Source organism: Paraburkholderia sp. SIMBA_053 (genome assembly GCF_046534895.1).
In the GTDB taxonomy this organism is placed as follows: Bacteria; Pseudomonadota; Gammaproteobacteria; order Burkholderiales; family Burkholderiaceae; genus Paraburkholderia; species Paraburkholderia caledonica.
Genome location: NZ_JAWRXU010001215.1, coordinates 1 through 253, shown reverse-complemented (window position 1 = coordinate 253; position 253 = coordinate 1). Strand labels below are relative to the sequence as shown.

The 253-nt window shown below is 65.6% G+C and carries 1 protein-coding gene; it reads right to left on the bottom strand.

Features of this window, described 5'->3' with window-relative positions; genetic code table 11:
* Positions 1-253: phosphate acyltransferase (locus SB753_RS39495; protein ID WP_410805479.1), on the bottom strand; the 253-nt coding region annotated here is incomplete at both ends.

The window sequence follows — 253 nt, the reverse complement described above, 5'->3', positions numbered from 1 at the left end:
AGCGCATGCGCGAGGTCGATTGCGTTCTGCACGATGTCGCGTTTTTCATCGAGCGTGGGCGTGATGTTGACGGCGGCGTCGGTGATGATGAGCGCTTCAGCCCGACCCGGCACGTCCATGATGAAGCAGTGGCTCACGCGCCGCTCGGTACGCAGGCCGGTGGCGCGCGCGACCACGGCGCCCATCAACTCGTCCGTGTGCAGCGAGCCTTTCATCAGTGCCTGCGCACGGCCTTCATGCACGAGCTGCACCG